Origin of the sequence: Bradyrhizobium hipponense, assembly GCF_008123965.1 — a bacterium.
Lineage (GTDB): Bacteria > Pseudomonadota > Alphaproteobacteria > Rhizobiales > Xanthobacteraceae > Bradyrhizobium > Bradyrhizobium hipponense.
Map to the genome: position 1 here is coordinate 1 of NZ_VSTH01000178.1, position 18,261 is coordinate 18,261.

The 18,261-nt window shown below is 61.1% G+C and carries 18 protein-coding genes and 1 pseudogene; 12 read left to right on the top strand and 7 right to left on the bottom strand.

The annotated features are described in order from the left end of the window. Nucleotides 1–153: 153 nt before the first annotated feature. From FXV83_RS37905 to FXV83_RS37935, 8 genes and pseudogenes are all read left to right on the top strand, one after another. The gene (locus FXV83_RS37905) at nt 154–363 is read left to right on the top strand and encodes a hypothetical protein (RefSeq protein ID WP_148744952.1); all 210 of its coding nucleotides are present in this window, start codon (nt 154–156) and stop codon (nt 361–363) included. A 341-nt stretch (nt 364–704) separates the two neighbouring features. After that, on the top strand, nt 705–830 hold the full coding sequence (locus tag FXV83_RS45035; protein WP_283811746.1) for a hypothetical protein: 126 nt from the start codon (nt 705–707) through the stop codon (nt 828–830). A 116-nt stretch (nt 831–946) separates the two neighbouring features. Continuing rightward, a complete protein-coding gene (locus FXV83_RS37910; RefSeq protein WP_148744954.1) occupies nt 947–1,720 on the top strand; it encodes an ATP-binding protein in 774 nt (257 codons plus the stop codon). 23 nt (nt 1,721–1,743) lie between these two features. Then, on the top strand, nt 1,744–3,048 hold the full coding sequence (locus tag FXV83_RS37915; RefSeq protein ID WP_235940545.1) for an efflux RND transporter periplasmic adaptor subunit: 1,305 nt from the start codon (nt 1,744–1,746) through the stop codon (nt 3,046–3,048). After that, nucleotides 2,940–4,418 (top strand): DHA2 family efflux MFS transporter permease subunit, encoded by a 1,479-nt coding sequence (locus tag FXV83_RS37920; protein ID WP_235940548.1) that lies wholly within the window; start codon nt 2,940–2,942, stop codon nt 4,416–4,418. Before FXV83_RS37915 ends, FXV83_RS37920 begins: the two co-directional genes overlap by 109 nt. A gap of 101 nt (nt 4,419–4,519) precedes the next feature. Then, nucleotides 4,520–4,771 carry a hypothetical protein gene (locus FXV83_RS37925; protein WP_148744958.1) on the top strand — a complete coding sequence of 84 codons (252 nt, stop codon included), beginning with the start codon at nt 4,520–4,522 and terminating at the stop codon, nt 4,769–4,771. A gap of 130 nt (nt 4,772–4,901) precedes the next feature. Next, on the top strand, nt 4,902–5,384 hold the full coding sequence (gene parS, locus FXV83_RS37930) for a type II RES/Xre toxin-antitoxin system antitoxin (protein WP_148744960.1): 483 nt from the start codon (nt 4,902–4,904) through the stop codon (nt 5,382–5,384). Beyond that, nucleotides 5,381–5,893 (top strand): annotated as a pseudogene (locus FXV83_RS37935) (RES family NAD+ phosphorylase). Before parS ends, FXV83_RS37935 begins: the two are co-directional and overlap by 4 nt. Nucleotides 5,894–6,351: 458 nt before the next feature. On the opposite strand, the gene FXV83_RS37940 reads toward FXV83_RS37935, so the two are convergent. From FXV83_RS37940 to FXV83_RS37970, 7 genes are all read right to left on the bottom strand, one after another. Continuing rightward, nucleotides 6,352–6,687 carry a DUF6634 family protein gene (locus FXV83_RS37940; RefSeq protein ID WP_148744962.1) on the bottom strand — a complete coding sequence of 112 codons (336 nt, stop codon included), beginning with the start codon at nt 6,685–6,687 and terminating at the stop codon, nt 6,352–6,354. A 132-nt stretch (nt 6,688–6,819) separates the two neighbouring features. Beyond that, nucleotides 6,820–8,208, bottom strand: a complete 1,389-nt coding sequence (locus tag FXV83_RS44580; protein ID WP_235940546.1) for an AAA family ATPase — start codon at nt 8,206–8,208, stop codon at nt 6,820–6,822. 71 nt (nt 8,209–8,279) lie between these two features. Next, the gene (locus FXV83_RS37950) at nt 8,280–8,528 is read right to left on the bottom strand and encodes a hypothetical protein (RefSeq protein WP_148744964.1); all 249 of its coding nucleotides are present in this window, start codon (nt 8,526–8,528) and stop codon (nt 8,280–8,282) included. Between the two features lie 19 nt (nt 8,529–8,547). Further along, nucleotides 8,548–9,411, bottom strand: a complete 864-nt coding sequence (locus FXV83_RS37955; protein ID WP_148744966.1) for a DUF7693 family protein — start codon at nt 9,409–9,411, stop codon at nt 8,548–8,550. A gap of 49 nt (nt 9,412–9,460) precedes the next feature. Next, a complete protein-coding gene (locus FXV83_RS37960) occupies nt 9,461–9,805 on the bottom strand; it encodes a hypothetical protein (RefSeq protein ID WP_235940547.1) in 345 nt (114 codons plus the stop codon). 195 nt (nt 9,806–10,000) lie between these two features. Further along, complete coding sequence (locus tag FXV83_RS37965; protein WP_148744967.1) at nt 10,001–10,840, bottom strand: metallophosphoesterase; 840 nt, start codon at nt 10,838–10,840, stop codon at nt 10,001–10,003. A 1-nt stretch (nt 10,841) separates the two neighbouring features. Further along, entirely contained in the window at nt 10,842–11,030 is a 189-nt protein-coding gene (locus FXV83_RS37970) for a hypothetical protein (RefSeq protein ID WP_148744969.1), read from the bottom strand. A 250-nt stretch (nt 11,031–11,280) separates the two neighbouring features. Here FXV83_RS37970 and FXV83_RS43285 point away from each other — a divergent pair, with 250 nt between their 5' ends. The 4 genes from FXV83_RS43285 to FXV83_RS37995 are packed head-to-tail and all read left to right on the top strand — an operon-like array spanning nt 11,281 to nt 18,038. Then, nucleotides 11,281–12,696, top strand: a complete 1,416-nt coding sequence (locus tag FXV83_RS43285; protein ID WP_187436452.1) for a Wadjet anti-phage system protein JetA family protein — start codon at nt 11,281–11,283, stop codon at nt 12,694–12,696. Then, nucleotides 12,686–13,327, top strand: a complete 642-nt coding sequence (locus FXV83_RS37985; protein WP_148744973.1) for a DUF4194 domain-containing protein — start codon at nt 12,686–12,688, stop codon at nt 13,325–13,327. Before FXV83_RS43285 ends, FXV83_RS37985 begins: the two co-directional genes overlap by 11 nt. After that, a complete protein-coding gene (locus FXV83_RS37990) occupies nt 13,324–16,824 on the top strand; it encodes an SbcC/MukB-like Walker B domain-containing protein (protein WP_148744975.1) in 3,501 nt (1,166 codons plus the stop codon). Before FXV83_RS37985 ends, FXV83_RS37990 begins: the two co-directional genes overlap by 4 nt. Next, on the top strand, nt 16,821–18,038 hold the full coding sequence (locus tag FXV83_RS37995; protein WP_148744977.1) for a Wadjet anti-phage system protein JetD domain-containing protein: 1,218 nt from the start codon (nt 16,821–16,823) through the stop codon (nt 18,036–18,038). Before FXV83_RS37990 ends, FXV83_RS37995 begins: the two co-directional genes overlap by 4 nt. Nucleotides 18,039–18,261: the final 223 nt, after the last annotated feature.

Sequence of the window (18,261 nt, forward strand, 5' to 3'; positions counted from 1 at the left end):
AAAAACAACTGTAATGCTAATTCGAGGGGCCCGCAGGATATACGACAGCATCTCCCCACCGGATGACACAGCCAGCGAGAAGCAGAACGAGGCACCAGTAAGTCATACGGTTAGCAGCGCCGATGCCCATCACAGCCTCGGGAGTTCCCTGTCGTGATCAAGATCATCGCCGTGCTCTGCAGTCTCTCCTCTCCGGCAAATTGCCACGAGCAGACCGTCACCACCTCGGACTTCGCTGAGGTCTCAATGCAAGCCTGCCTGATGGGCGCACCGCAGCTCGCAGAGTGGATGAAGCAGCATCCCGCCGAGCGCCTGGCGGCGTGGCGCTGCGTGATCGGCAAACAGGATGGCAGGGGAGTTTAGGGTGGAAGGCAGCTGTCCTCGGGAGTTCGCGGCCGTTCCGGTCGGCGCGGAGTCGTCGAGGCAGGCGTTCGGGGTCTAACCGCCACGGCTGCCTTCCATGCGACCGGGTTTGCATCATTCTGCTGGGGGCGTCGAACCTGGCTCTGGGCGCGATCTCACGGACTTGCGACGCAGCGACTTCTACACCCGAAGAATCGAGAGCAAGAACGCAGTTTCCCTCCAAAGAGATCACGCGTGATCAAGACGATTGCGGGTGCGCACGGTACCCTGAGATCACAATAGGAGCATGATCACCGACACCGTCGAGCTAATGGGTATCTCGCGCAGGGAGTAGCACCGGCATGACAAGTTACCTGGTCGTCACGCGCATCGCGATCATCTTATGGATCAATCTGACGGTAATGCCGGCTGCGGTTGCCTTCGATGCGATTGAAGCCGAACTGGCGCGCCGCGGTATCGAGCCATAATGGTCCCTGTCCGAAACCATTCGTTGCGCGAGCCGTCTGGAACGGCATTGCCACCGAACGAAGCCGCAGCGGACGCTCAGCGTCATTTGTGGTCTGAGAGAAACAACGAGAACGAAATGATAAAACACATTGTGCGGTCAGCGAACTCCGATGAATCGTTGCTTCTCCGCGAGTTGAATCACAGAATAGAGAACGAGCTTACTTCCGCCATATACACGGTGTCAGCCAAAGCGATGCACTCGGACAACGTGGCGGTCAAGGCCGCGCTCCTCGACGTCGTAGACCTCTTGCATCAATGCGCCGATGTTCATCGCGCGCAGCGCATGCCGGACCGGGGGCGTCTCACCGATGCCGCGAAGTACCTCCAGCAGCTTTGCCTCTCCATAACGAAGTATCGACTGAACCGCCTGGCGATACGCTTCTTGTTCTCAACCGATGATCTGCGACTCGAAGGAACCCGCTGCTGGAAGCTTGGGCTGATTGTATCCGAGCTGCTAACCAATACGGCGCGACATGCGCAATTCGACGCTGGAAATCCAGAATTGCGAGTGGAGTTGAAGCTTGCAGGCAGCGTCGTAAAATGCAGGGTCTCTGACAATGGCTCGGCACCAGAAACGATCCGGCGCGGTCGAGGGCTGGCGATCATCGGCGAGCTGGCCAGCCGTTTGGGGGGGCGCGTTCATACGTCTTGCGCCGCCGACGGATATTCCTTCCTTCTCACCTTCCCATTGACCGAGGCCGAGCAACGCGCCGCCGGCGCGGCCCATGCTGGTTTGAAGCAGAGGAAGATGGGCCGCCCTCAGCGGTTGCAGGCGTCCAGGGCCGAGAACCTAGGGGGCTGGCTAGGCAACGTGGCGCTTTTCGGATCGAAGCGGCCTGGGCTGACTTGATCGCCAGGCGGGCGGAAGGGAAGATGCAAAATCCGGAAAATCGTCAACCGGAAGTCGTTCCGTCCAAAGAACCATGCGGCAGCCCGGTCGCGGCGAGTACCCCAGCACGCAAAAAATCATGGGGGCGCCCGCTGATGCTTGCGCTGCTGCCGGTAGCCCTTGTCGCGGGCGGCTACTTCTATGTGACCGGCGGCGCCGTAATGTCGACGGATAATGCGTATGTCCAGGCCGATATGGTCGGATTGTCGACCGACGTCGCCGGCATCGTCACGCAAGTCATGGTTCACGACAATCAAGAGGTCACCAAGGGCGACATCCTGTTCAAGTTGGAACCTTTGCAGTTTCAACTGGCGTTGGATCGTGCCGAGGCTCAGATCGGAAATACCCGCAACGATCTCGTTGCGCTGCAGGCCAGCTACCGCAACATGCAGGCCCAGGTCGAACAGGCACAAGAGGATGTCGACTTCAACATGGTCAACTTCAAGCGGCAGGAGCAATTGCTCGCCAACAACTTTACGCCAAGGGCCACCTTCGACGCCGCCCGCAACACCCTGCAGGGGTCACAGCAAAAGCTCGCCTCGCTGCAACAGCAACTGACCGGTATCGCAGCCAATCTGAATGGCGACCCCGATGCGCCGATCGAAGGTCATCCCAGATACAAGGATGCGGTCGCCGCGCGAGACGAAGCGGCGCGCCAGTTCGCGCACACGGTGGTACACGCGCCTTTTGCTGGCGTTGTGACCAATGTGCCGTCCCTACAGCCCGGCCAATACCTTGCCGCCGCCGCGACCGCGTTCAACATTGTCTCGGCCGATCGCGTCTGGGTGCAGGCCAGCCCGAAGGAAACCGAACTGACCTATGTCAAGCCTGGGCAGAAGGCGTTGGTCGAGGTCGACAGCTATCCGGGCCAGCAATGGGCCGGCACCGTCGACAGCATCAGCCCAGCATCAGCGTCGAGCTTTTCGCTGCTGCCGGCCGAAAATACCAGCGGCAACTGGGTCAAGGTCGTGCAGCGCATACCGATGCGTGTCAGCGTTACCAATGCGCCCGGAAAGCCACCGCTGCGCGTCGGCATGAGCGTGGAGGTAAATGTCTACACCGGACATTCTCGCGGATTTCCGAGCTTCTTAACCGGTCTCTTTGGATCGGGGAGCTCAACATGGCTGATGCCGCTGGAAATGCGCAGCCGATCAACCGGCCCGCGGTTACGCTGTGCGTCATCCTCGCCGTCATCATGCAGGCGCTGGATACGACGATCGCCAACGTCGCGCTGCCCTATATGCAGGGCAGCGTGTCGGCGAGCGCCGATCAGATCAACTGGGTGCTGACGTCCTATATCGTGGCGGCGGCCATCATGACCCCGCCATCGGGGTTTCTCGCCAACAGGTTCGGCCGCAAGCGCGTGTTGATGGCGGCCGTCGTCGGCTTCGTGGTTGCTTCCGTACTGTGCGGCATTGCGCAATCGCTGGTCCAGATCGTGGCTTTCCGATTGCTGCAAGGGTTCTTCGGCGCGGCGCTGGTTCCGCTTGGCCAGTCCGTTCTGCTCGACATCTATACGGCGGAGGAACGTGGGTCGGCGATGGCCCTGTTCGGGGTATCAGTCATGGTGGGCCCGGTACTGGGGCCGGTGATCGGCGGTTGGCTGACCGACCACTATAGCTGGCGATGGGTCTTCTATATCAACGTGCCCTTGGGAGTGCTCGCATTCGCCGGCCTATCGGTCTTTCTGAGGGAGACGAAGACCAGCGCAGCGGCGAGGCTTGACTGGCTCGGATTTGGCAGCCTCAGCATCGCCATTGCAGCAATGCAGGTGTTTCTGGATCGGGGTGCACAACTTGACTGGTTCTCTTCCTTCGAAATTCTGATCGAGGCGGTCGTCTGCGCATCGGCGCTTTACATCTTCCTCGTCCACACCTTTATGGCGAAAAATTCCTTTGTAAATCCGAGGCTGTTTCTTGATCGAAATTTCTCGGTCGGGGTGCTGTTCATCTTCATCGTCGGAATAACATATTTGGCGTCGCTGGCTTTGTTGACACCCTATCTGCAGACGCTGATGGGTTATCCCGTCGTAACCGCGGGAATCGTGATGGGCCCGCGCGGTCTCGGCACGATGGCTTGCATGTTTTTGGTCGGACGTATCGTCGGACGGATCGATACCAGGTTGCTGATCCTGATCGGCCTGCTGTTGACCGCTTGGGCTATGTACGACATGACCGGATGGAATCCGAACATTTCGCAGTGGACGATCGCAGTAACCGGGTTCATCCAGGGTGCGGGACTTGGATTCCTGTTCGTCCCGCTCAACACCGTCACCTTTGCCACGCTTGCGCCCGAGCAGCGACCGGACGGCACCGGTCTGTTCAACCTCGCTCGCAACGTCGGATCCAGTGTGGGAATATCGGTCGTCTCCTATCTGCTGACGAGAAACAATCAGGTCAATCATGCGACCATCGCGAGCCATGTCACGGCATTCAATCACGTATTTGATAACAGCATCGTGCGGCACGCCCTCAGTCCCTGGACCGCGAGCGGACGGGCGGCGCTCGATCAGGCCATACAAACGCAGGCTTCCATCATCAGCTACATCGACGATTTCAAGTTGATGATGGTCCTTTCGCTCGCGGCCATTCCCCTCGTCCTGCTGCTGCGGAGCGCGTCAACCTCTGACAAAAACGACCACGCGATGGTGATGGAATGAAGGGCATTCCCCACTCCATGGACGTTGAAATTATGGAAGCCTGAAGGAGCAATCACAGTGCCCAAATTCACGCCGGCATCAGCGTTCTCCGCTCGAGCGGCATGACCACACACGTCAACAAGGTTCATCACGTCACCACCATCACCCAGGTCGCAAAGGGCCTCGGTAAAGACGAAGATTGGCTGCGCGACATTTCCATCGAAATGGGGATCGAGGACGGCCTGATCTGGGTCTATGGCGTCGGCGAAGATGGTGTTCAGGCGTTCACCGACTTTGGCATCGAAAACATGATCGAGCTCGTCAGGTTCTACAAAGAAAACCGCAAGCTGATCACGCGCTGGCAACGGGAATGATCCAACCACCCTGCCGCCTACGCCGGATGCATACTTCGCAACCTAGGTTCGCCCGAGTTCAATGGAGGGCTATGCTTGATTAATTGCGACATGTGGCACACATTAGGCGACACGTGACGCGAGGGCTACCATGACTGCCGCAGCCGAGAAGCCGGCTCCAAAGGGGCCAGGCAATGATCTGCAGAAGGTGGCCGATTTGCTCGGCGGGCCGCGCATCCTGTCGCGCCGGATTACGAGCGCCCTCGACGCCCACGAACTGCTGCTGGACGGACTGCCAGGCTCTGCGTTGACCTATTTCGTCAGTCACCTCATCTTCATTCAAACGGACTCGTTGGAAAAAGCCTTCGGAATGAGCCTTCGCACCTTTCAGCGACGCAAGGATGCTCCGGACAAGCCGCTCAGCCAGAAGCAAAGTGGGCGGACCTGGAAGTTTGCCGAAATCCTGGCCAAGGCCACGGACGTGTTCGGTGCGCAGGAAGAAGCAGAGCAGTGGCTCGAGCGTCCGGCCATCGGTCTTGACCAGCGTCGCCCGATCGACCTGCTTGCGACCCCGGTGGGCGTCGAGCTCGTTGAACAGTACCTCACACGCCTTGCATACGGCGTCTATGCATGACGCCTTCTGTAGAGCCATTGGGAGGCGGCAAGCTCATCGCTTGGCGCCTCGATCAGGCGTGCTTTGCGTCGACCTAGAATAGTGGCGAAGGCGCATTCCAGGTCGGCGGACGGTGGAACAGCAAAGGCGTTCGCGTCGTGTATTGCGCGCTTGATCCAGCGACCGCGATACTCGAAGTGGCGGTTCACAAAGGCTTCAAAGCGCTGGACACTCTGCCGCACATACTGACCGCGCTTCATATGGTCGACGTGTCTGACGTTCATATTGTTCGCCCTGTCGACGTTCCGAACGCCAATTGGCTGCGACCGGGAATCCCAAGCGCAGGCCAGCAGGCGTTCGGGGATGCGCTCTTGGCCAAGCACAAATTCGTCGTGATCCCAAGTGCGGTGTCCAATCACAGCTGGAATCTGATCTTCGACCCGACCAGGGCGAAAGGCGCGTACCAGCAGCAGCTTCAGGAAGCGTTCGCGCTCGATACGCGCCTTCATCCTTCGACATCACCGCCCTAATTCGGCCCTGTAGCAGCGACTGACCGCGTGTGTGAAATATCGAAGAGGGGCAGACGTCTACAGCACCGGTCGGCCAGAGGGCTCCGGCAGCGCCGCCTATCCCACCCAGATCTTCGCGGGGTTGCCCTTACAGGCAAAGCTTCGCTTGCTATCGACCAGACCGCGATTTCGCCGGTATCCGGCGGTCGTCCGACCCGAAGGGCCCCCACAAGCCGGGACCGGCGGGCTTGATGTGCCATTCCGACCGCCGTAGGGGGCATTCGATCGCCAATCGAATCCTTGGGCTGCGCTCAAGGATTGGTTTAGGGCTGGCTCCGAGCCGACGGAGATGGTACCGTCTGTTGGTACAGAGAAACTCCGGCGACGAACGGAAAAGCCCCTATTTTAAGGCACTTTTGCTGGGTTTGAAGGAGTCCCACTCTCTCCGCCATGCGCAAGCACGCTCACCGTTCTGCTGGTCAAGTCGGGACAACGGGTTCGTCGTTCATTCGGTCTCCGAGCCGGTAGAGTCGATTCCAGGTGCGAGCCCACTTGCGGTTGCGATCGAGCCAGATCAGTTGTGATGTTTGGATCGCCCGCGCGTTAGAGTGCCGGGGATGGCCGGTGACGCGTCCCAGCAATACTAGGGCCATCGGCAACGGACCGTGTTCGGGCTTGAGCTGCATAACGGTCGCGCGCCAGCCCTCAAGCAGCGGCGCGCAGGCGAGTTCAAGCGGCGGCGGCTCTTCGCCTTTCAGATAGGACTCGAAGTTGAGCTTTATCCGTCTCGTTACGTCCATATCGTCAGTTGACATGTGCAGGATTCCCAATTCATCCAGGCGTCGCTGCTGCTTTCGGCAATTGGCAAAGACAATGCTGGTTCTCACCCATTTCCCGTCGCCTCGAGCCACACTATCCTGTCGTCTTCACCAGCTCTGCATCGATATTCAGTGCCTCACGGCGCTGGCGTTGCGCGCCTCGATCGTGGCCTCAATGATCGTTTGCAGCTTGCGGATGCTGAATCCGGCCGTTTCCCAGGCGCGGGCCATTACTTCGAGTTCATCGTGAGCTAGGGGCCACATGAATCCGTGCTCCCCGCTCTCGACGGCGAGATCCTGAAGCACGTTGGCTGCAAGGAGCGGCAGGTCACAAAGTCGAGGGGCTGGCACCTTGACGATGCGGAAGCGGTCCCTCAAGGGGGCGGGGAGAAGGTCGACGGTGTTTGCGGTGGCGATATATGAGATGAAAGACAGGTTGAGCTCGGCATCAAGCGAGACGTCCCGGTACTTTGCGGCAGTCTCGCGCTCCAGAAACGGTAACAGGGCGTCCCAGAGTCGGCCGTTGTGCGATGAGGTGCCTGATTTATCCGCTTCATCGACCATCAGAATCGGATTGGCAATGCGCATCTGGTTGATGGCGCGCGCAGGTGCTGATGGTGTGGTGTTGCTCCATGCCTTTGGGCTTCCGCCGAACATGTTGTCGGAAGCACTGGAGCCGTCATAACGGTACACGCCGATCCCGAGCAGGTCGCCGAGCCTACGCACCAGACGCGACTTGCCGACACCAGTAGGGCCAGTTAACAGGAGTGATTTCAGTCGCACCGGTTCGCCTTCCCGCAAGTCGCGCAGAACGAGATCGATGGCAGTGGTGGCGTGCGGGTATTCCTTCGTCAGCGTCGTCCGCACAGTATCGAGGTCGCGAGCGATGACCAGCGGCAATCTGACATCGAGGAGGTCCTCAAATCCGGACTGCTGCTTGCTAAGCGCGGTTGCCTTGTCCTTAGGCATGACCACAAGCCCGAAGTCTTTAGGCTCGTTCTTGTGTTTGGCTCTAATCAGCGCGCCTGTGACCGATCGCTTCCCGGAAGCGGTGTCCTGATCCAGCATCTCGAGCCGCGTAATAAAGAAGATGCTGTGCTCATCCTCCTCGAAATCGCCCCTTGCTGCGCGCCACCAAATGGCAAGACGCTGCAACGCTTGACTTCTGGTGATACTGGCGACTGGCCAGTCCCAGAGATGCTCGACGGCGTAGCCAAGTTGCGGCAGCACGATTTCGAACGTTTGTGGTTTGACCGGGTCGGCAGCGAGCATCAGGGCCGCGATCGCCTCCTCGCCGTGGCCTACTGCGAATAAGAGGTCGGCGAGCGTCCGGCAGGCCACCTTGCTGCGCTCCTTTTTGCCGGACCAGAAATCGGCGGCAACCTGATCGCGCGATACATTTTCGATCTCGCTAATGCGAGACCAGAAGAGCAGCGCTGCGGGCGGCCAGCCGCGCTGCCACAGGAGTTCAATTGGCAAGGGCGTCCAAAGGCGGGTAGTTGTCATCTCCCGAGCCATAGTAAGTTCCTCGCTCTCTATGGGGCGCGCTCGCTCAGGATCGCCTCTGCAATCGGTCGCGGACGGCGCCCTCACAACGCACTCAGGTCGTCCGGAATGTAGCCAAACTTGCGGATGATCTGGGCATCCCGGAAATCCCCCGTCGCGGGATCACCAGTCCGGCTGAACGCGAGCGCGCCGACGCAGCCGGGCTTGTGTGAGAACGCCTCGGCACGTGTTACCGCCGAGTTCGGATTGAAGCACTCGACAGGCTCGCCAGGTGCGATCCCGTCCTCGGTCGCGACGAAAGGCAGAGCAACGTAGTAGGTGACCTCGGACATCCCATGACCTCCCAAACACCTAAAGCCCTTCCAGGATTTCGCAGATGGCGTCCTGCTCATCGTCTTCGAGCAGGCTGAACGGGTTGCCTTCGCGCGCTGCAAACGAGTTGTAGTCACCGGTCCGCCCGTCCGGCGTGCGGGCCTCCTGCACGTACTTCATCCCGAAATTGCGCTTGAATGCCTCAATCGACCAACCGTCCACGGCGAACTCGCCCACACCGTGCCAAAGATGCTTCCAGCCATTCGCTGGAAAAACGACCTGCGGGCGCGCGGAACCAGTCGCGACGCGGCGCAAGACGTCCATCACCTCTGAAACGTCGACCTGGCCCGGTGGTAATGGCGGAAACTGCCTCACTGCTGGCGGATGTTGGCGTGCCTCGGTCAGGATCTCGCCGATGTTGGGCAGGAGCGGTCCGTGATCCTCCGCGTCGACCCACACTCGGCGATGAAGCGCGGATAGGGCCTCTCGTGCATCCTCAAACCCGTCATCCGAGATGCGTCGGCGGCGCCAGTCGCGCCAGACCTTATCGATCGCATCGAGCCAAGCAGCCGCCCATTCATCGGCCACCGGCCGGCGCCACACGATGACGAGGTCAGGTCCGTTCCACTCTGGCGGCGCCACCGCGCGAAGCTTCGCTTCCAGTTCAATCCGCTCGGACTCATTCATGACCCAGGTCCGGGCATCCCGTATTTCGATCTTGACGTGAGGCCCCATAAAATACCGGATCGCTTTTTGATCCCACCGGTGCTCCTGCTGGATAGTCGCCGCCGATGTGGGAATGCCTTCTGACTCCAATGCGGCAAGGACCGGCTTCCACTCCGCGTGGTCGGTCACCAGTCCCATCGAGTGGCGATCGTCGTCCTCTGGCGCACCTGTACTCATCTCGAGCCCCTGTCACCGAGAGCAGTAGAGCGGACCTCCCACGTCTGGCCTAGACCGAGACATCGTACCAATCCTTCCACACGAAGGAGATCGGACCAGCCGCGGCTAATCCTGAAGGGCTCTTACCCGACGTCGCTAGAGTTCCGTCTTCATGATCTCCTCCGAAGCCTTCGCCAGGAGAGCCCATACCGATTGCGCGCGAGCGTGTCCGCGGATGACGCATCGAACGGTACGCGGCGGAGTACCCGCAAGCGGATTGCTGGTCTCGCTCGCCTCGATCCGAATAGGCCGAGATCTCTGCCAGATCCGAAGTGTTCGATATGTTCATGGCAGCGATCGTGCGCCGCATGGGCGCAAATCCGCCCGGCACGAGATCGACTGTGATCACCAGCATCCCCTGTCTCCTTTCGAATAAGCTAAACACCTTCCAGAACGAGGCGTCGGATCCGGCGTTGCATCATTGAAGATTTTGCGCCGGCTCGATTCCTTCAGCGACGGCCATGACGGACGCACGGGCCGAAGCGCATTGGGGCACCTCGGGTCAGTCGATTTCGAGCGGTCGTCGATGTCGGTCATGGCCAGCCTCCCTTTAAGTTTCGATGACAAAGTTCGGATTGAAACGCGGGTTGTCCCAGGTGCGCTGCTGCGGTAGCCGAGGCCCGTAACCCGTTGCGTTTGACACCACGCGGGTCGCGCCGATTACGGTATCCTCGGACTCATGGGTGTGTCCGTAGATCCAAAGGTCCGCCGGTCGCAGCTGAGGCTTGCCATTTGCGACGGGGGCTGGCCACATCAGCGAGGTCAGGGCGCTGCGATATGCGGTCAGGACCTCTTCATCTGATAGCTGCGCACCGAAATCGTACGGGCCCAGGCGGCGGGCGCGGCTCGGGATCGGTGCATGATGCGTGACAACTACCAAGGGCCCACCGCGCGGCCTGCGCATTTCGGCGTCGAGGAAGGCGCGGGCTTGCAGGTGCCGAGCTAGGGCGTGTCCCGGCCGGAAGCGCTCAAGATACCGATTGATCCTGATCTTGCGGAAGTCGTTCATCCGCTCAGTGGCGACCACCATTGCGCGATGCTGGTCACCGAACAGATTGAAGTCCGTCCAGAGCGTCGCGCCAGCGAAGGTGACATTGCCGATTTGGAGGGAGTCGTGCCGCAGCACATGGATATTTGTGCCGGCAGCGGCAACCTTCGCCTTCTCGACTGTACGGTCGATATCCGTGCCATACGCCTCGTGGTTGCCCGGGATGTAGACGATCGGCTTGTCAGGAACGCGTTCCTGCAGCCACTTCACCCCACGTTCAGCACGCGGGATCAGGTCGCCGGCGACCACTAGGACGTCGAATTGCGGACGCGCATCGCCCGCCGGCAGGTCCCAGCCGCGAGTCAACTCGACATGCAAGTCCGACAAAACCCACAAACGCACGTCAGTCCTCGTTCTTTTCGTCGTCGAGAGGATCAGCTTGAAGCAGCATCTGGACGAACTCTTCTGGCAATTCGTCGATACCGAGCGCGGACATCACGTCGGGTGATCCGCAGCGCGGACATTCGTGGTGCTGCGAGTCGTAGGCGAACTCGCCTTCACGGCTGCAGGTACCGCAACGAAATCTGGCCATCACACACCTCGATATCCGAACGCTGCGTCTTAGAACAAATCAGGAACATTAGAGGGAGTCAAGCATCTTATATAATTATATAACTGACATCGGGGCTCGCGCGCTTCATCGGCCTCCTGGGATGTGATGGAGCAGGCGGCGAAGGAGTTCTTGCGCAGGAAGGAAAGCAAGGAGCGTCCTGAAACTCCTCTGTTTTTCCTTGCGGTTGCGCAGTCGCCGCGGTTCAATCCGCCGGCTGAGGGACCGATAGATGAAGCTGTTTGGTTACCTTCCAGAGACCCTTTTCAAGCCCTTGTCCGGGCCGAAGAAGCACGTCTATGCCCGCCTCCTGATGCGGCTGTATGAGCGGGTCTATTCGGCTCGCATCCTCGAGACCCCGCTCAGGGAAGAGGTCGTCAAGCAGATCGAGATCGGGCTTTCGGAGTTCGGCATCGGGTCGATGGGCGACCTCTCCGAAGGCGATCCCGATGAAGACCAGACCACGAGCCAGGCTCACTACCTTGCCTACTATCGATTGCGCGATACCGGCTGGCTCACAGAAGAGACCGAGAAGTGGCGCACCTACGTCGACATGAACCCGGACGCGTTCATGGTCCTGGGCGCGATCACAGACTTCGGCAATAGCCGAGTGCGCGTCGCCGGCGCCGTTGTCGACGTCAAAAACAACCTTGAGGCCGCGAACCGCGAGCCGGAGACCATGGCCCAAGGTCTGGCCAACGCGCATGATACGGCCTCGCGGTTCGCCCGCAGCATGCGACGCATCCTCGCCGGCATGCGCGAGATCGAGGACCGCATTCTGGGCAATCCGAACGCGGCGGCCATCCTCCGGACCTTCTTCCAGGACTTCGTCGACGGACTGCTGATCGCCGACTACAAGCAGCTCAAGACATCCAACAACCCCTACCGTCATCGCCGAACGATCGCATCGCTCGCGGGCGACATGCTCGCGGACGCCCAGTGTCTCGGAAAGATCGCGCGCGCCTACATCGAGCAGGGTGTCATGGCCCCGGGCGCCACTATCGCGACGGCCGAGGAACGCGTCATCGCGGAGCTCGAGAAGATCAAGAGCGTCTTCGAGGACGTCGGTCCCTTCATGGACAAGATCGAGGATTTCAGGGACCGCCTCGAACGCCGCATTCGCACCACCGTCCACTACATGGACGTAATGGGAGAGGGGTCCGCGGAGCGGATCGTCCGGTTGATTGAGCAGATCTCGAAGCTCGGCGGCGAGAATGTCGAGATCCGTCTGAGGTCGCCAGACGTCGGTCTGCCGATCACATCGCTCGCGCTGTACACCCCGGCGCCGCCGAAGGCACCGCCCGAGCGGACGCGCTTCAAGCTGCCGAAACAGGATCCCTATCTGCGCGCCTATGTCCAAGCCACGACGGAATTCGACCGGATGGTGCGCGTGACGGACCAGAAGCTGCTCGAGTTCGCGCGGCGGCAGATGCAGGGGCGCGACCGGGTCTCGTCCAAAGAGATCGAGATCGGAAGCATTCCGGACCTCTTCGCATACCGGGCTATCCCGAACCTGGCGGCGATTGGCCGCTCGGTGCGGTTGGGGGAATTCACGATCACGCTTGAGGAGGGGCGCAGCGCAAACGATTGGATCGACGTGACCGCCTTCCGGATCGAGAGAACGAGGACCACGGCCGATGCTGCGTGATCTTTCCAAACTGATCGATGACGAGGACTCCGAAGGCGGCGACGGCGACCGGCTGCAGAAGGAGCTGCGTCAGGCCGCGCAATCGCTCTGGCGCGCCCAGTTCATCTACGAGAACGACTGGGGCATGAAGACCTCTTACGAGACGCTCCGCCGCTACATGGGCTACTTCGAAAATTTGTTCGATGCGCTCGGCTATCGGGTCGTAGGTAGGCCCAACGACGGCTACGTCGGTTTGGTGGCGAACGAGCTACCTCCGCGTCAGAGCATGAAGCTTGACGAGAGCCTGCTTCTGCTGGTGTTGCGGCTCCACTACGAGGAGGCCTTCACGCGGTTCGAGGCCAAAGATTTCGGAGAGGTCGAGGTTGAGAGCGAGCAGATCCTGCAGATCTACGAGGATCGCACCCATCGGGAGCGCCCCAACTTCGGGCGGGTCAAGGAGATCCTAGCCGGCTTCCGGCAGCGCGGCCTGGTGCGGATCGAGGATCGGGACGACAGGAACTTCACCCTGTTTCTGCGGCCCGCCCTGCCAATCGTCGTCTCCAAGGACACTCTCGGATCCCTTGAAGAGTTCGTCTCCCGCGCCACGACGGCAGCGGCAAAAACCGACGCCGCGAGCGAGGTGCAGGCGTGATCGAACTCCGTCGCATCATCCTGGTGGACTGGTACCTGTTCCGGGCGCAGCAGGTCGACATGCGCGGCATGACCGCGATCATCGGTCCGAACGGAGCGGGGAAATCGGCGATCATCGACGCCGTGCAGACCGTACTATCCGGCGCCAGCATGGCCAGCATCCGCTTCAACCCGAGCGCCCAAAGCAACGTCAGGAGCAAGCGGACCCTGCGCGACTATTGCCTCGGCGTGGTCTCGCTAGACGAGAAGGGCGAGCGGTCTGAGCCGACGCGCCAGCACGCCTACACGTACATAATCCTGGTCTTCGAGGATCTGGACGACGGCTCGGCGGTGAGCCTGGGCGTCGCCTTTTCGGCATCGGCATCGAGAAGCGAGGAGGTCTGCGAAGCGCGTTTCATTGCCAAGGGAGCGCTGACGAAGGGCGACATCCTCGCTGCCGTCGGCGACGACGAGGTCGAGACGCTGCAGTGGCATGCGGTGCGCAACGCATTGCGTGCCCGGAATATCGAAGTCGACGACGCCTTCTCGAGCGCGACCGATTTCGTGGCGGAATCGCTCAGGGCCCTATCGCCGACGGGATTCCCGCTCGACCCGAGGCGCTTCCAGAAGGCCTTCCGGAATGCCCTGCTGCTGAAGCCCGTGGACAATCCCACGGATTTCGTCCGGAACTACGTTCTCGATGTTCAGCCCCTACAGGTCGACAGGCTTCGGCGCGGTATCGAACATTGGCGTTCACTGACCCGTCGCATCGAGGAATTGAAGGCGCAGAGCGCGAGCCTCGCCGGAATCCTCCGCATCGTCGGTCGCGCCGTCGAGAACGAGCGGGTTATTGCAACCACTGGCTGGCAGATCGCTCGCCTGGAATGGGAGAAGTTTCGGCGGGAGACCAGGCGGCAGGAACAAGCCCTCGCGCAGTTCCGGAGTACCGCAGGCAACGCCGAAGTCGAGGCGACTGCGGCCGCGGCCAGACACGCCACGCTCGACGCCGAGCACAAGACCATCGAGTTGTCGATCAGGACCAGCGACGCCGAGCAGCTTGCCCAGATGTACGAGTCGGACAAGACCGCAACTCTGAGTCAGCGCGCCAACGCCATGGCGCCGGTCAAGGAAATTGATGGTCTGATAGCTTCGGTCAGGAAGGCGGTCGAACTCAACCTGCTGGTCCGTCGCGACGACCTGCTGCATGCGCTGCTGAGCGCGGTCGTCGTCGCTCGACGAAGGGCGCCACTTTCCGAATGGGACAAGACACTCCCGGGCGACTGGAAGGATAGCGCCTCGCATCTCGACGCGGCGCTTGCTGCCGTCGACCAGGAGAAGCTTGCGGCGGTCCGCAAGACGTTCTCGGATGCCCATTTCACTGCTCGTTTCGCGACCAAGGATCTTCAGGATCGCATCGATCAGATCGACAGTAATATGAAGCGGATGGACCAAGGGCTCAGTCCTATCGAGCGCGGCACGCGGGATTTGATCGATAAGCTTCTGTCGCATGGTATCGAAGCCGAGCCGCTGTGCGATCTGGTGGAAATCCGCGACGACAAATGGCGAATGGCGGCGGAGGCCGTACTTGGCCGATCCCGTGAGGCGTTGATCGTCGAGCCCGGTCGGGCGATCCGCGCCCTCGAGATCTACCGCGACGGCGGCGAATATTCGTTCCAGCATGCCGAGGTCATAAACACGACCAAGACCGACACTACTCGCCCCGCCGAAAGGGGTTCGTTGGCGCAGATCATCAGCACGGAAAATCGCCATGCGCGGGCCTTCCTCAACTATCGGCTCGGCCGGCTGATGATGGTGGAGACCATGGACAGAATGGTCGCCGCCGAGAACGCGATCACCCCTGACCGCATGATGCAGGGCGGCCGGACTGTCCGGCGGCTTCCAAAGCCTGAGCACCTAAAGCTCGGGCGCGCGACTCAGGCGCAGATGCGCCAGCAGCTTCAGCTCGAGCGCCATGAGCTCACGCTGCAGCTTGCTGAACGTGCAAGGGAGGTCGGTCGTCTGGAAGACGAAGCCCGCCTCTTCGAGGACATGTTCGCGCGCTTCCGGAAGATGATCGAGTCCAGTCTAACCTGCTGCGGATGCGGCACCGAGCTGGCCGGGTTCGACCGCAAGCTCGCTGAGATCGGGAAAAACATCGAAGACGCCAAGCGGAACCGCGACCCCAAGCTGGTCGCAGATCTGGAGCGGCTCGCGGGCGAGGTCGAGACGGCCGGCCGTAAGAAGTCGGAGACGCAGAAGGTCTTGGATGCTGCGAAAAGTGCTCGAGACAAGGCCGAGGGCGCGTACGAGGACTACGTGCGAAAGAACCGGGACGCCGCGCGCGCAGCTCGACGGGATCGCGCACGTCAGATGCGGCAGGATTTCCCGCAATCAACGGCGATGCGCGAGTATCGGCAGGAGGTCGCCGGAATGGCGACGGAAGCGATACCGAACCGTATCGACGGGATGACGGCGGACCGGGAGACCCGTTCTACGTCCAGGCGCTCCAGTCTCATGCGTGAAATGACCAATGCGATGAACAAGCACGGTCAGGACTTCCATGTCGTGCCGCCCTTCACCGCTGAAGAAGCGACGCCGGCGACCGTCGAGCAATGGGCGGCTGCCGAAAAGGAGCGCCTCGATGCGCACGAGCTGGTTCAGTACGAGGAGCAGTGCCGGAATGCCGCGACCGAGATGACCTCGGCCTTCCGGGACGATCTCTTGCATCGGCTGGATGATGCCTTCATGGGCATCAAGAACACCCTGAACGAACTCAACCGTCACCTGAAGGATCGTCAGTTTCACGGCCGGGACTACTACTCGTTCAAGGCGCTGGAGGCCCCGACCCATGTCGATATGATCGATCTGGTCGAGGAGTCCAGGAAGCCGGAGTTCAATCTGCCTCTCTTCGGGGATCGCAGCGGCGACGCGAACTCTCCCATGATGCGGGCGGTTCGCCAGATCGAGGAGATCTTGTCGAATCCGGAGGCGCGGACCGAGGACATCGAGGACCCGCGGAAGTATTTCAATTTCGAGCTCTACATCCAGGATGCCCAGGGCAAGATCCGATCGTCCCTGACGAGTCGCGCGGGAACGGGATCCGGCGGTGAAGGGCAATTGCCCTTCTATATCGCCATCGGTGCCTCGCTGGCCGCAACCTACCAGAACCGGCGCACGGGCGAGAGCGGACTTTCCCTCGCCATCTTCGATGAGGCCTTCAACCGTCTGGATACCAAGGCCATCGGTCAGTGCTCGGAATTCATGCGGGATCTCGGACTTCAGGTCATGCTGGCCACCCCCGATGAAAAGCGGCACGTGTTCATGGAAGTGGTCGATACCGTCGTGAACGTGAACCGCTTGGGTAATCAGGTGATGATCGACACCGAATTGCTCACCGAGAAGGCCCGCGAAGCGATCGTCGCTGTCGATCCGTACCGCAAAGGCTTCGACGTGTTCAAATCCGAGTTGATCGCGGCCGAGAAGGCTGAGGGTATCCCGCGGGATCAGGCCGCTGAATGACCGACGTCCGCACAACGGATCCTGGCATAGAATTACTCGAACGACTGCTGGAGCGGAGCGAGCGCAATCCGGACCGCTCACGGCCCGCCACGGCGGCCCCGGAGTACGACCGCCTTTCGACCGCGCAGCAGGTCTCTCGATTCCACGATTTGATGGCGGCGGCCGAGCGGTTCGGTGCCGTAGAGGTGCTGTGGGGTAAGAGGGACCGAAGCCATCTCGTCGAGCGCATCCGCGTGCGGGATCCGGAATTGCTCGCCAGGCACCTCGGCCGCCCGACCGCGCCTGCGACTGCGCAACGCCTCAGGGAGGACTTGCTCCCGGTCGCCACAGCGGGAGAGCCTTGGATCGTTGGCCTGTTGGACGAGATGACGGCCAGGTGGGCCCGCGGTGAGTCCGCCTATCGCCTGACAGCCGCCCAGGCGGATTCCGCGAACGAGTTTTTTACGCTGCTGGCGTCCATCTCTCGGCAGGAAGCTAGAGGACTGGACGCGCGAACGTTCTCCCAAAAGGCGACGAACGATACTAAGGCCTTCGAACGGCAAGCTTCGCGTCTCGCAGCCGTACTCGGCGTTCGGATCGGGCAGCCGGGCGCGGCGGCGGACGTGGTATGGGCGCACATCGGGCTGGAGCGTTACAGCCACCCTGTTCACCTTAGGGGACCCGTAGCCGTGCAGGGTGCGAGCAGTCGCCTGATCGATGGCCGCGCCAAGCCGTTCGCCTCCATCCATCCGGAGATGCTCTCACAACTATCGGTGTTGGAGCGGCCGACGGCGGTGCTGACGATCGAGAACTACGCCAGTTTCAATCGGCAGGTCCGCGAGATCGATGACGGCAGCCTGGTCGTCTACACCGGCGGCTTCCCCGCGGCGGGGATCATCGAGCTTCTGGCGAAGGTCTTGACCGCTGTCCCGGCTGATGTGCCGTTCCTTCACTGGGGGGATGTGGACGCGGGCGGCGTGCGAATTTTCCGGTATCTCGAGGAAAATCTGCCCCGCGGCCCACGTCCGCACCTGATGACCAAGGATCTGGCGAAGCAGGCAGGTCAGCCGGCGGTCGCGGATCCAAGCTTGGCTTCGATCGCAAGGTCCGACAGCGCGGTCCGTGAGTTGGCGGACTGGTTGGCGTTCGGATCGGATGTGCGCCACCTGGAGCAGGAGGCGCTGGATCCGGTGACGCCATCCCATGGAATTGGCCTCGCCAAGAGCAACGCGTAGTCCGCCTTTCTGAAGGAATCGGAAGCCTGCTCGGCGTGTGGTCCGGAGAAATTGTCGATATTTCAGAGAGATGTACCGTTTTGGGATCGATGAAAAGCACGGATTGCCGGGGAAAAGGGCTGTCCGCCGATCCCAGACGCTTGCTGCGACCCGCAACCCATGGGACGATTTGCGGGATTGTACAACGCACGGACGGGGCGATGGCGGAAGAGAAGTCGGCCGG

Bases quoted from the DNA above. Each gene is read 5' to 3' on its own strand.
- FXV83_RS45035 (WP_283811746.1), top strand. From the start codon at position 705: ATGACAAGTTACCTGGTCGTCACGCGCATCGCGATCATCTTATGGATC.
- FXV83_RS37910 (WP_148744954.1), top strand. From the start codon at position 947: ATGATAAAACACATTGTGCGGTCAGCGAACTCCGATGAATCGTTGCTT.
- FXV83_RS37915 (WP_235940545.1), top strand. From the start codon at position 1,744: ATGCAAAATCCGGAAAATCGTCAACCGGAAGTCGTTCCGTCCAAAGAA.
- FXV83_RS37925 (WP_148744958.1), top strand. From the start codon at position 4,520: ATGACCACACACGTCAACAAGGTTCATCACGTCACCACCATCACCCAG.
- parS (WP_148744960.1), top strand. From the start codon at position 4,902: ATGACTGCCGCAGCCGAGAAGCCGGCTCCAAAGGGGCCAGGCAATGAT.
- FXV83_RS37940 (WP_148744962.1), bottom strand. From the start codon at position 6,687: ATGTCAACTGACGATATGGACGTAACGAGACGGATAAAGCTCAACTTC.
- FXV83_RS44580 (WP_235940546.1), bottom strand. From the start codon at position 8,208: ATGGCTCGGGAGATGACAACTACCCGCCTTTGGACGCCCTTGCCAATT.
- FXV83_RS37950 (WP_148744964.1), bottom strand. From the start codon at position 8,528: ATGTCCGAGGTCACCTACTACGTTGCTCTGCCTTTCGTCGCGACCGAG.
- FXV83_RS37955 (WP_148744966.1), bottom strand. From the start codon at position 9,411: ATGAGTACAGGTGCGCCAGAGGACGACGATCGCCACTCGATGGGACTG.
- FXV83_RS37960 (WP_235940547.1), bottom strand. From the start codon at position 9,805: ATGCTGGTGATCACAGTCGATCTCGTGCCGGGCGGATTTGCGCCCATG.
- FXV83_RS37970 (WP_148744969.1), bottom strand. From the start codon at position 11,030: ATGGCCAGATTTCGTTGCGGTACCTGCAGCCGTGAAGGCGAGTTCGCC.
- FXV83_RS43285 (WP_187436452.1), top strand. From the start codon at position 11,281: ATGAAGCTGTTTGGTTACCTTCCAGAGACCCTTTTCAAGCCCTTGTCC.
- FXV83_RS37985 (WP_148744973.1), top strand. From the start codon at position 12,686: ATGCTGCGTGATCTTTCCAAACTGATCGATGACGAGGACTCCGAAGGC.
- FXV83_RS37995 (WP_148744977.1), top strand. From the start codon at position 16,821: ATGACCGACGTCCGCACAACGGATCCTGGCATAGAATTACTCGAACGA.